Origin of the sequence: Alkalitalea saponilacus (assembly GCF_900168165.1) — a bacterium.
Lineage (GTDB): Bacteria > Bacteroidota > Bacteroidia > Bacteroidales > Marinilabiliaceae > Natronoflexus > Natronoflexus saponilacus.
In genome coordinates this window covers 1-13,315 of the sequence record NZ_FUYV01000033.1, presented here as the reverse complement: position 1 = coordinate 13,315, position 13,315 = coordinate 1, and the positions used below count along the sequence as shown (strand labels likewise).

9 protein-coding genes are annotated in these 13,315 nt (G+C 37.9%); 5 read left to right on the top strand and 4 right to left on the bottom strand.

Features of this window, described 5'->3' with window-relative positions; translation table 11 throughout:
* Positions 1-45: 45 nt before the first annotated feature.
* Positions 46-1,656: a hypothetical protein gene (locus tag B5X70_RS16955; RefSeq protein ID WP_079559100.1), complete on the bottom strand. Its 1,611-nt coding sequence runs from the start codon at positions 1,654-1,656 to the stop codon at positions 46-48.
* A 232-nt stretch (positions 1,657-1,888) separates the two neighbouring features.
* Here B5X70_RS16955 and B5X70_RS16950 point away from each other — a divergent pair, with 232 nt between their 5' ends.
* From B5X70_RS16950 to htpG, 3 genes are all read left to right on the top strand, one after another.
* Positions 1,889-4,363 (top strand): TonB-dependent receptor, encoded by a 2,475-nt coding sequence (locus B5X70_RS16950; protein WP_079559099.1) that lies wholly within the window; start codon positions 1,889-1,891, stop codon positions 4,361-4,363.
* A gap of 50 nt (positions 4,364-4,413) precedes the next feature.
* Positions 4,414-5,505: a DUF4249 family protein gene (locus tag B5X70_RS16945; RefSeq protein WP_079559098.1), complete on the top strand. Its 1,092-nt coding sequence runs from the start codon at positions 4,414-4,416 to the stop codon at positions 5,503-5,505.
* Positions 5,506-5,664: 159 nt separating this feature from the next.
* Complete coding sequence (gene htpG / locus B5X70_RS16940; RefSeq protein ID WP_079559097.1) at positions 5,665-7,716, top strand: molecular chaperone HtpG; 2,052 nt, start codon at positions 5,665-5,667, stop codon at positions 7,714-7,716.
* Between the two features lie 811 nt (positions 7,717-8,527).
* Here the strand turns inward: htpG and B5X70_RS16925 are convergent.
* Positions 8,528-9,601 carry an alanine racemase gene (locus B5X70_RS16925; protein WP_079559094.1) on the bottom strand — a complete coding sequence of 358 codons (1,074 nt, stop codon included), beginning with the start codon at positions 9,599-9,601 and terminating at the stop codon, positions 8,528-8,530.
* A 90-nt stretch (positions 9,602-9,691) separates the two neighbouring features.
* Positions 9,692-10,951 (bottom strand): DEAD/DEAH box helicase, encoded by a 1,260-nt coding sequence (locus B5X70_RS16920; protein ID WP_079559093.1) that lies wholly within the window; start codon positions 10,949-10,951, stop codon positions 9,692-9,694.
* A gap of 94 nt (positions 10,952-11,045) precedes the next feature.
* Here B5X70_RS16920 and B5X70_RS16915 point away from each other — a divergent pair, with 94 nt between their 5' ends.
* The gene (locus B5X70_RS16915; protein ID WP_157666523.1) at positions 11,046-12,284 is read left to right on the top strand and encodes a DUF6807 domain-containing protein; all 1,239 of its coding nucleotides are present in this window, start codon (positions 11,046-11,048) and stop codon (positions 12,282-12,284) included.
* 296 nt (positions 12,285-12,580) lie between these two features.
* Complete coding sequence (locus B5X70_RS16910) at positions 12,581-13,210, top strand: hypothetical protein (protein WP_143255097.1); 630 nt, start codon at positions 12,581-12,583, stop codon at positions 13,208-13,210.
* A 7-nt stretch (positions 13,211-13,217) separates the two neighbouring features.
* Here the strand turns inward: B5X70_RS16910 and B5X70_RS18610 are convergent.
* Positions 13,218-13,315 (bottom strand): helix-turn-helix transcriptional regulator (locus B5X70_RS18610; RefSeq protein ID WP_143255096.1); only part of this gene is annotated, 98 nt, incomplete at its 5' end.

The window sequence follows — 13,315 nt, the reverse complement described above, 5'->3', positions numbered from 1 at the left end:
GTTTTTATAGTTTAAAAACGCGAAAAAAATTCACGTTTTTTTCTTTTATGCAACTAGCCGAATGTCTTGATATATCTGGGATAGAAGAGTGTTTAATTGCCTTATTCGGGTAGTGCTTTTTTTCCTTTGGTTTGCGATTTGTTGCAACTCCTGTTTAAAACTAATTGATAACAAAGGGTTTACGAAATAGTCTTTTTGAAATAAGCATGACCACATCCAAACCCACCCTTTCTTTGTAACTATATAGTAATTAGATCTATCCATCTTTTTAACCAATCCCCTTTCTATCAACTTGCTCAATTCATAGCGGATTTTTGCGGTTTTTGGATTTTTGTTAAAATCAACCAGCAAATCTTTTGTCTTGAAACCAAAAGTCAAGTACTTTGGTCGCAACAATATACGGATTAACTCAACTTGGAATTGATTACGTAAATCCGGAGCTGCAATTCTCTTGCCATTTTCCTTTATAACTGGTTTGTCCAAATGTTGCACATCTTCAAAGATGCACGGGTCTGTACCACTCAAGGCCTCAAAATAGCGGTTGTTGCAACCATGCGAGTACCATCCATATGCCTGTAAATTCCAGGCTGCTTTTCTTAATTTTCGCCCGGGCAAATCCGGGGAGTTTATCGTGGTCTCTACACGGAGCAACCAACCGCCTTTGTTGTACATTTTAATAGAGTTGCTTCTGTGCCAATGTTTTATGGTTGCCTGTTTCTTTACCCTGTATAGCCTCGTGGAGGTTTGTTTATAAACCCGTTTGGCATCAAATATGGTATGTAGGTTATCGGGGTATCCAATAACATGTTGTTCAGCTAACAGGTGACTAAACAGGCTGTCTAAATATCTTGGCGATTTGAATATTATGTTTGAGCACAGTTCGGTTTGTCCAATGAACCAAGAGTGAGACAGAAGTTTTGAACAGGTTGAACGATGCCCTTTATGAAATTTAAAAAGTTTGCCCATCCATTTTTCAATATGTTCTACTATCCAATCGCCTTCAGGCAACAATGATGCAATCTTTTTAAAACGGTCTTCATCTGATACCTGTATAAAGGAATTGTCATGCATTTTATAAGAAATGCCTTCTTTTTCTAATTGTTGTTGAAGAATATAATGACCATTGCAGAAAAATCTGCTTGGAAAAGGAAGGTAACTTGATATCTTTAAACAACAGAAACCTAAATGCTTGTCATGTAGATAAATGTAATATTGCTTAATGGGTTTTTCTGTGATATACAACCTGTTGTACTTTCCTGTTCCTTCTTTTCTGTCAAACTCCCTAACTGTTGCCGATTTTACAAATTCCTTTGTGGTTAGAATACATAAAACTTTATCTATTCCTATTGGTTGTTTTTTATAATAGTTATCAAGCACATACTGTTTCTTATCTCCATTGGTTCCACCGATACTGTCCCACCAGATAACAGGAATATTATTGTGGATTGCGTACTGTTTTATATGAGCATTAAGCTGGTCTGTTAAGCAACGCACAACCCCATTGGTAAGTTTGCTGAAATTCAGATTCTTCAGTAGTTGGACAATATTGGAGTCTTTGTATGTACCAAGTATATAGCCATTAAAAACCAATCTGTCAAAGCAGTTATATGTTAATGCAATATGCTCTTTGTATTGCTTGTAAAATGTATTGTTCATTATACAAAGGTAGAGTCTCTCCTTTAGGCTGCAATACCAGATTGGAACTTTAGTTCGCTAATTATAATTATTTAATCTGAACGGGCTATGATATAAACTGGTATGGTGTTATAAAATGCAGAATTAAGCTGCTGAAAAATTGCACAGAGATGAATCCACATGTTTATTTATTATTTATATTTGCATGCCATTTAAATAATATTTATTGTTAATTAATAACTCTAACCTGAGTATGATCACCAAACTGTTTTGTTCAACATTGATGTTGTGTGCCTGTATTATTGTAAATTCCCAGGTAATTACCGTAAGCGGAACCTTAATCGATGCTCAAACAGGCGAGCCTCTTATTTCTGCTAATGTTTATGATGCAAACACGCTAACCGGAAATGTTTCCAATTTGTATGGTTTCTATAGCGTTAAATTCCCCTCCGATTCCATTCTTTTAACAGCTTCATTCACCGGATATCAAGCCATTGAAAAATATATATGGTTAAGAAGAGATACTGTTGTGAATTTTATGTTAAAACCTGTGGTCGAATTGGAAGAGGTTGTGGTAACTGGAAACTCTCCTTTGCAATCTGTTCAAAGCACACAGATGGGAACCATTAACCTGACGCCATCTACCACAGATATATTACCTGTTCTGATTGGTGAGAAAGATATCATTAAAACCCTACAGCTAATGCCGGGAGTGCAAGGGGGAACAGAAGGAGCCAGCGGTTTTTATGTTAGGGGAGGAGGCCCCGACCAGAACCTGATTTTATTGGATGGTGTTCCGGTATATAACGTGAGTCATTTATTTGGTTTTATATCTGTATTTAATTCCGATGCCATTAGAAATGTCACCTTAACGAAGGGTGGATTCCCTGCACGTTACGGGGGACGTTTGTCTTCAGTACTTGATGTACGTATGAAAGAAGGAAATAATAAGGAATTTAAGGGGGAGGCATCTATTGGGATTCTCTCTTCAAGCGTTACGCTTGAAGGTCCTATTATTAAGGACAGAACTTCTTTTATGGTTTCCGGACGCCGATCCTATTTTGATTTGCTGACATATCCGTTTCAAATGATGTATAACAAAGGAAACGATGATGAAAATATTTGGATAGGTTATTTTCTGCATGATTTTAACGGGAAAGTAAATCACATCATCAACGATAAGCACCGACTATATCTCAGCGTTTATACCGGAAAGGATAAGTTTTTTGCACGCGACAAGTATAAAAGCAATTGGTTTGACGGAGAAAACAGTTACTCATACCAATATAATGATAAAATTGGTTTAAACTGGGGAAATACCACTGCAGCGTTTCGTTGGAATTATATCATTAACCAGGAACTTTTTGCCAATTTTACGGCTACTGTAAGTAATTATAAGTTTCAGGTTTATAATGACTATAAATACAGTTCCGGTAGTGCAAATGCACCTAATAAAGAAGACTATTTCTTTGAGTATTATTCACAAATCAGGGATTTTGGTTTAAAAGCCGATTTCGACTATATCCCAAATAACGACCACTATGTACGATTTGGATTTCAGAGTACCTTACATCAGTTCTCGCCGGGAGTTACGGTTTTTAGAGAGCAATATAATGATGCAGTAAATCCAACCGATACGGTATTTGGCAACCGAAATATTCCTGCTTATGAGTTTATTGCATATGCCGAAGATGATTGGTCAATTAATCATTGGTTAAAAATCAATGCAGGTCTGCACTTTTCACTTTTTAATGTCCAGAATAAAGCTTACGCTTCATTGGAACCTCGTCTTTCAAGCCGTTTTTTGTTGAGCAGGAATCTATCATTAAAGGCTTCCTATGCCAGAATGCAACAATATTTGCATTTGCTTGCCAACTCCTCCATGGGATTGCCAACGGATTTATGGGTGCCTTCCACAAAAAAGATAAAACCTCAGGTTTCAGATCAGGTTTCACTTGGTTTGACTTATGCCTTGAACAATCGATATGAGTTTTCGGTGGAGGGATATTATAAATGGATGGACAGGCTGATTGATTACCAGGAAGGTGCCGGATTTTTTGATTTGAACCGTGGTAATTGGGAAGACCTGGTCACATCAGGAACCGGAGAAAGCTATGGGGTTGAGTTTTTTGCTCAAAAAAATTCCGGAAAGTTAACAGGATGGTTGGGATATACTCTGTCGTGGTCAAACAGGCAGTTTGATGAAATTAGTTTTGGTAATAAATTCCCCTATAGTTATGATTCGAGACATGATGTTGCAATTGCAGCAACCTATAAGATAAATGAGCGTAGAGATTTTGGAGCAGTATGGACCTACCGTACCGGTTATCCTTTTACTCTCGAAGATGAAAAGTATTTTTCTCAAACCGGATATTTCCCTGAGCCTGGTATTGCAAACGGAGAATATCAGTCGCGATACGGCCATTATGGTCATATAAACCAATCTTCAATTCAAATACTAGAGGAAATAGAGCATTTTCAAACCCGGAACAATTATCGCATGCCGGGTTATCATCGCTTGGACGTTGGTTTTAACTTTCATAAGCAACGAGAACGAACACATCGAACCTGGAGCCTTGGTGTTTACAACGCTTATGGACGTAAAAATCCGTTTATGATTTACACGTCGAAATCATATGATTGGAATACCGGTGTTGAGTCTACAAGATTAAAGCAGATAAGTCTGTTTACATTTATTCCATATGTTAGATGGAGTATCAAGTTTTAATCTTTAACGAGTGTCGTGAAAATCTTTTCAACCTTTAAATAGTTTTTCAAATGAACCATATACTTAAATACACTACCTATTTTATTACAATATCGCTCGTCCTGTTTCTGTTATACAGTTGCGAAGATGCCGTAACTGATTTTAAAATTAAGAGCCAACCACCTAAGATTGTTTTAAACGGGTTGTTGGAGCCTGATAGCATAATAAAAATACATCTACATAAAAGTGTAGGTATTGACGAAGTATTGTTGAATGCTGCAATTGAAAATGCCAAAGTAGAATTATTTGAAAATTCTATTCATATTGGTACGCTTAACCATACGGGTTATGGTTATTATGCAATAGATAATCTGTATCCAAAAGTTGGTTCAACATACCGAATAGAAGCTTCTGTTGACAAAATTGGATTGGCATGGGCTGAAACGACCATTCCAAAGGCTCCGGAATTTAAAGAAATTGTAACCAGCTACCGCTACAACGTACCTGAACGTGGCTGTTCGGGTTGCGGTCTTACCAATCGTTTAAACATTGAGATTAAGGCAGATGCTGACCCGGGTGAGTTGTATTACCTTGCGGTTTCCGCCATGGGCTATAGATATTTGATTGATTATGGTACACCTGAGTGTGAAGAGCTTTATAACTCTGAATACGACTATTATTACAATGATTGTGTTTTTCCGGAGGCTGATACATTGGGTTTATCTCCTCAAATGATTGAGATGGGAACCAATGATAAAAGAAATACATTTTTAAGGAGTTCGTGGGACAGCGGGATGAAAAGCTATTGGTTAAGTTATTTTGACTATGAAGAACGTGGATTGAAACAATATTTCTCTAATGAGCATTTTAGAAATGAAGCTTTAACTATAAATGTTGATATTATTTCCTCCAGGTTGTATAATAATGAGTCCTCAGAATTTGATTTGTTGGTATACAGATACGATGAAAACTATTATAAGTTTCTTCTCTCCTTAGCACGCAGAAATGAAGCGGAAGATTTTTTGTTTACCGAGAAAGTATCGATTTATTCCAATGTAGAGAATGGGTTAGGGGTTCTGGGCTCTGCATCGGGAACGGTTGTGGCAGTTGAGTATGATGTTGAGAAGTTCACGCAATCAAGTTTAATCGATGTCATAGATTGAGATTTGTTGTGAATTGCACCTGACATTATAGCCGCCAGTCTGTCCATTTGTCATATTGTTGCCTTTGGCATACGCTTTGAGCTATTGCCTGCGCGTTAAAATGAGACGTATGTCTCATTTTAATCAAGTATTTTTTAAATAATTCAAAACATAAATATTATGCAAAAGGGAAACATTGGTGTAAGTACGGAAAACATTTTCCCCATTATTAAGAAGTATCTGTATTCTGATCACGAAATTTTTCTTCGTGAGTTAATCTCCAACGCAGTGGATGCCACGCAAAAGTTAAAAACTTTTGCCAGCGTAGGAGAATTCAAGGGAGAGCTTGGGGACACAACCATTCGAGTTAGTATTGATGAGAAAAAGAATACCATTACCATCAGCGACCGCGGTGTTGGTATGACTGCCGAAGAGATTGAAAAATATATTAATCAGCTGGCTTTTTCCGGTGCCAACGATTTTCTTGAGAAATATAAGAAAGATGCCAATGCCATCATCGGACATTTTGGTTTAGGGTTTTACAGCTCTTTTATGGTCTCGAAAAAGGTTGAAATCATTACCCGTTCTTTCAGGGATGATGCTCAGCCGGTAAAGTGGAGCTGCGACGGTAGCACCGAATTTACCATCGAAGATGCTAAAAAAGAGGAGAGAGGTACCGATATTATTCTCTATATTGATGATGAGAATAAAAACTTTGTTGATAAAAATGAAATCAGCAAACTTCTAAAGAAATATTGCCGCTTCCTGCCTGTTGAAATTGCTTTTGGTAAGAAAACCGAATGGAAAGACGGTAAAGAGGTTGAAATCGATGAGGACAACGTGATTAATGAGACCAATCCTCTCTGGACCCGCAAACCTGCCGATTTAAAGGATGAAGATTATCAAAAGTTTTACAGGGATTTATATCCCATGTCGGACGACCCGTTGTTTAACATTCATCTGAATGTTGACTATCCTTTTAACCTGACAGGTGTTCTTTACTTCCCAAAAATTAAGAGCAACATTGAAATTCAGAAAAACAAAATACAATTATATTGTAATCAGGTTTATGTTACAGATTCGGTGGAAGGGATTGTTCCTGAGTTTCTGACACTATTGCACGGAGTGCTTGATTCACCGGATATTCCGTTGAATGTTTCCCGCTCTTACCTGCAAAGTGATTCAAATGTGAAGAAAATTTCCAGTCACATTACCAAAAAGGTGGCAGACCGATTGGAGGAAATTTTTAAAGCCGACCGCAAAATTTTTGAAGAGAAATGGGACGACCTGAAGCTTTTCATTGAATACGGCATGCTAACCGATGAGAAGTTTTACGACCGCGCTTCTAAGTTTGCGTTACTGAAAAATACGGAAGGCAAATATTTTACATTCGAAGAATACAAAGAGATTGTTAAAACCAACCAGACAGACAAGGACGCCCAACTTGTTTACTTATACAGCACCAATAAGGACGACCAGTACACTTTTATTGAGGCTGCCAAAGCCAAAGGTTATGATGTGTTGTTGATGGACGGTCATTTCGATAGCCACTTTGTAAACCATGTTGAGCAGAAATTTGAGAAAACCCGTTTTGTTCGGGTCGACAGCGATGTGGTGGATAAATTGATTCCGAAGGACGAGCAGCACGAAATGAAATTGAGTGCGGAGCAGAAGGAAAACCTTACTTCGGTATTTTCATCGCAAGTGCCTCAATTGGCAAAATCACATTTCCTTGTTTCGTTTGAAGCAATGGGCGAAACCGATACACCTGTTATGATTACCCAACAGGAATTTATGCGGCGCATGAAAGAGATGAGCGCTCTACAGGGAGGTGGTATGTTCTATGGTGAAATGCCGGATAGTTACAATTTGGTTGTGAATGGAAATCATCCTTTGGTTACAAAAATTGCAGGAGATGTTGATGAGCAGTTGGGAGAAAAACTGAAGACCATCACCAGCAGAGTAGCCTCGCTCAACAGCCGGAAATCTGAATTGGAAGCTGCTAAAAAAGATAAAAAGGAAGAGGAGATTCCACAGGCTGAAAAGGAGGAAATGGAAGATGTTGAGAAGAAAATCAGCGAGCAAAACAACAAAAAAGGTGAATTGCTTAAAGATTATGCCTCAGGAAACAAGCTTGTTTCTCAACTGATTGATTTGGCTCTGCTTTCAAATAACATGTTGAAAGGTGAGGCTTTGAATAAATTTGTTAAGAGAAGTATTGAGTTGATATAAAAACTAGATTGTTTTTAGAACAATAGATTGGAGTTTGGTATTTGTCAGAAAGAAAATATTTTGATGTTGAAGGATTTTCTTTATAATTAATGGGTTTTGTTTCTCCCCTTTAGGCTTCAACTTGAGACTTCGGTGTGAGCTCAGTCGAACACACTGCCGAAAGGGATTCGGCGGGACGAGATTATGAAAATGAACACATCTTGCTGACAATATTAGCTGCCAAATAAACGCAAAGAGCACAAAGATTCATTTAATCTTTGTGCTCTTTTATATTAGATTGAGTTATCATAACCAATCGAAAGTGCGTAGATGTCTGTAGTTTTTGGTAAAAGCTTCTTTCACTTGCTCGAAATTCTCTGGTTCTTTCAAACAATTCATCAAAACATTTCTTATCGCCATTGATTCCTTCTATATTATCCCACCAGATTATTGGTTTTAGCATACTGTTTCATATGGGAATTTAATTGGTCTGTTAAGCAGTGAATAACACCATTGGCAAGTTTGTCGAAATTTAAATTCCTTAGTAATTGTACTTTGTTGGAGCATTTGTAAGTGGTTTGTATATAGCCATTGAATCTAATCTGCCAAAATAACTATATCCAAATGATATACGATCTTCGTATTGTTTGTAAAAAGTATTATTCATTCTCCGAAGGTAAATTCTCTGAATTATGCTGTAAAACCAGATTGGAATTTAAGTTCGCTCAAATTAAGTTTGCAAAGCTAGCTTTATATCAAATCAATAAAGCGCTTATATTCATGTTGTTAAAAAACGTTTCTTTTGAGTTGACACATCAACAGTAATTCTCAACTAATCAACAACCTTCTTTTCAATATACCTCGAATTCAGTAAACGTAAAGCTCCCATGTAATCAAGCTTAAACTCAACCAAATCGCCAACTTTATAGGCACGGGGATTGTCATTTAGATCAATTACCACCATATCGGAACTGGCTCCGGCTATTTCGATGTTCGAATCGGAAGGAACAATGTGTGCAACCTCCACATCAAGAATTCCAATGTCAATTAATGCCCTGCAAGTGGTGGCGTCGGGTTCAATGTGGCTGAAGTCAAAGGTTTCACCTTCAACATTGTGCCCCAACTCGCCGGAAGGAGCCTTCGGCTTTTCTGTTACTTCAATGATTTCAGCAAAAAGTGAAATCACATCGTTGTGCATAAATGGAAATGTGGAGTTATTATACACATCGGACGCCAAAAACAGCGTATCACCTACTCTGAAATGATTAATACCTTCGGGAAGCTGATTGTGCAATACCAAAGGAATGGTAACCGATGAACCACCCGATACATAAGGGATCTTAACATTGAAGCGAGCTTCAATCAACTGTTTGTATAAACTCAATTGAATCAGTTTATCTTCATTAGGCAATACACCGTACAAACAGGACAAGTTTGCGCCAAGTCCAACTACCTCGATGTTCGGAAGTTCAAAAACTGATTCGTAAAAGCCAAGCAAATCATCGCGCATCACACCTTCGCGCAATTCGCCCAACTCAATCATGATGATAACTTTATGGGTTTTACCTTGTAAACCGGCCTCAGCTGACAGCATCCGAATGGTTTCCAGCTCGGTATTAAAACTGATATCGGCAAATTGAACAATGCTTTTGATGGAGCGTTTCGCCGGAGGTTTTATGTATATCGTTTCAACCTCGGCGTTGATTTTTTTGATGGTTTTAAGGTTTGTGACTCTTGAGTCACAAACCTGTTTAACATCTAAAGCAAATAACTCTTTCAAATAGGTTGTGTTACCACACAAAAGTTTGGTAACTACAGCCCATTCAATGTTGTTTTTTTTAAATAAGTCGTCTAAATATAGAAAATTCTCCCGAAGTTTAGTCCTATTGAGAGTGATGTAAGCCATAATGTGTAAAATATCTTTAACCTGATTTATTAAAGGAACATCACACTATTCAAATTGTTCTAAATTTTATTCACAACCTAAAAAGAAGTTTTAAGCGCTTCTTCGGTATTCAGACTTTTTATTGGTTCTTCGATTAGAAGAGTTTCGATTGCCTTTAAAGGAATCACCTGTTTTATTCACAACCTGTTTTGGGGTTTTTACAGGATTCATATCCTGTAAAGGATATGGATGGGAATCAACCACATCCACCTTTAAGCTAATCAGCTTTTCAATGTCCCGCAAATAGGCTTTTTCTTCAGCATCACAAAAAGAGAGTGCTTTACCATTTGCTCCGGCGCGGCCGGTTCGTCCAATACGGTGAACGTAGGATTCTGGAATATTTGGTAAATCAAAATTGATAACGTATTCCAGGTTATCAACATCAATTCCCCTAGCGGCAATGTCGGTGGCTACCAGAACGCGGGTGGTTTTATCTTTAAAATTGGATAATGCACGTTGACGTGCATTTTGCGACTTGTTTCCATGAATGGCTTCCGCGTTGATGTTGTTTTTCTTCAAAACTTTTACTACTTTATCGGCTCCGTGTTTAGTTCGTGTAAACACCAATACAGAGCTCATTTTTTCATTGCCCAATACCTCAATCAATAATGGCATTTTGTTATTTTTATCTACAAAATATACCGATTGATTAATGGTTTCGGCTGTTGAAGAAACTGGTGTCACCTCCACTTTAACAGGATTTTTCAGAATACCTGCCGATAATTTAACAATGGGCGGTGGCATGGTAGCCGAGAAAAACAGTGACTGTTTTTTGGCAGGTAAAACTGCCAAAAGTTTCTTTATGTCGTGAATAAAGCCCATGTCAAGCATACGGTCTGCTTCATCTAAAACAAATATAGAGATATCACGCAAAGAGATAATTTTCTGATTCATCAAATCCAAAAGCCTTCCCGGTGTGGCTACCAAAATATCAACACCATTACGAAGTGCCTTTACTTGTGAAGTCTGATTTACTCCGCCAAATATTACCGTACTTTTCAAATTGGTATAAGCACCATAAGTGGAAATGCTTTCTCCAATTTGAATGGCTAATTCTCTGGTTGGAGTAACAATCAGGCATTTAATAGCTCGTTTCTGACGAGAATTTTCTGTATCTTCGCTTAATAACTGAAGAATAGGAATTGAAAAGGCGGCTGTTTTGCCGGTTCCGGTTTGTGCACAGCCTATTAAATCTCTTCCTTTCAGTATTTCTGGGATGGCTTCGGCCTGTATGGGAGTTGGTTGTGTGTATCCTTCCTTTGTAATTGCTTTTGAAATAGGCACAATCAAACCTAACGATTGAAATGTCATAAAAATTTATTAAATGAAGTTTGCCTTTGCAAACTATAACAGTTGCAAAGATACAACAATATATCGGAACTGTAATCATCTAAAATTTAAACGCATGAACTATATTCTTTCAATTATTGCGCTTTTCTCTTTGAATATTTCGATAATGGCACAATCCATTGCCAAGATGGAGGTGAACGCAGGCGAGTTTGACCGACACAATATTGTTGTTAACGCAATTATTGACAACGTCTTACACTATAAAGACAAAGATCTGAAGCTGTATGAAATAAGAAATAATCAGAGCTTAGAAGTTCCTTATCAAATCACTTTTTCCGACCATCTTCAAATTCATTGGAGAATAGATGGCCTGTTGAAAAAAGGTGAAACAAAAAGATATGAACTGAGAGTTAGTACTGCTGAAACGAACAGTCGAAACCACGCCAACATCCGTAAAACGGATGATTCATACATATTATTTAATGACTTCCGTCCGGTTTTACATTACAACCATTCTAAAGCCCCGCTAGCCGACGGCATTGATGCATCATTTTCAAGGAGCGGGTATATTCATCCACTCTTTTCTCCGTCAGGAAAAGTTCTAACAACCATACAGCCTCCTGACCATATTCACCATTACGGATTATGGAATGCATGGACGCGCACTGTTTTCAGAGATTCGTCGGTTGATTTCTGGAATTTGGGTCAAAGACAGGGGCACGTGAACTATGCCGGAACCATTTCTGCCACTCAAGGAGAAGTTTTTCAGGCATTAAAAACGCTCCATCTTCATGCAGCCATCGACAGCCTTGGCAACAATATTACGGCTCTTAATGAAACGCTGGAAGTTAAAACTTATCAAACGGGAGAAAACATCAACATCATAGATTACACATCATCATTTTATTGCGATGACGAAGGCGGACTCTACCTCGAAGAGTATCGATACGGAGGATTTGTTTTCCGCGGCAATGAAACATGGAACGGCAGGACTGTTGTGATGCTGACCTCAGAAGGAAAAGACCAGGATAATTCTGACGGAGAGCGTGCCCGTTGGTGCCTTGTAAATGAGACTGGAGAGAATCCGTCCGGGATTCTCATCATGAGCCACCCATTGAATTTTAATCATCCGGAACCTCTCAGAACATGGGATTCAAATGCCAACAGGGGACGCAGTAATATTTTTGTGAATTTCAGTCCCATCAGAAACAGCAACTGGACTATGAATTATGGCGAAAATTACACGTTGCGATATCGCATCATAACATTCAACGGCCGCTGGACACAGCATAATGCCGAACGCGCCTGGCAAGATTTCGCATATCCGCCGATGGTGAAAGTGGTTTATCAATAGTTTTCGCCCGGGCAAATCCGGGGAGTTTATCGTGGTCTCTACACGGAGCAACCAACCGCCTTTGTTGTATATTTTAATACCGACCTAAAGGTCAATTTTAAAGGTGTATCGTAATGATTACCTTTGCATAAAAAATGCAGACTACTCAAAACACCTCATTATCACCGAACCTTGCTTTTGAATACACAAGTTTTGATAGAGTAGTTTTGCGAGGATAAATTCAGGGATTATTTGTGGAGGGTTCTGTTATAAATCTGTTACGGAATCTTGGATTTAGAGAGCATAGTAATGGTGTAATGCGTATACTTACCGATAAATTCAACTCTCATATAAAAAAGACTTCTGAAAAACTTGGTCTGTGTTATTTGAAAATCTCCTCTTATCTGCCTTTTGTGAGTGAATTCTATTTTAATGGCCATAATTATCTGAAAAAGCAGTTTGATTTAACTGGGGTAGAATACACTATGAAGGAAAATGCTTTTACGAAAATATCCGACATTGATAAATTGAACTCCTTGGTATCAGGATTTAAACCAAGTGTTGCCCTTGATAGAATCAATCATTGGATGGATATCTTTTTCAGGTTTGATCAGGGTAGTAAATCCACACGTTCCAAATTACTTCATCATAATTGGTTTAGTTATCAAACCGAAATTTGTACTAATCTTATTTTTAAATCCCCTAAATTTGCCAATGCTTATTTTGAAAAGATTATCGCTAAACACCATACTATCGGATTGCCCGATAAGTTGACTGAGATATTCAGTCTTTCCCGACAAAAGACCAATAGCAAGAGCACTCAGAATAAGTTTAAAACAAAAGCTGTCATTAAACATTGGCTTGAAGGCAACTCAATCAAATGTTACAATAAAAGCGGCTGTTTACTCCGGGTTGAAACCACTATTAATAAACCGGACTTGCCCTGATTGAAGCTCAAGTCTTATCGTTCTCTATTCTCGAAATGTAAAACCTTGTTGTCCCACTTTTTATTGCTAATTGCTCTTGTGTCAAACCAGCTTTTAATCGGGCAC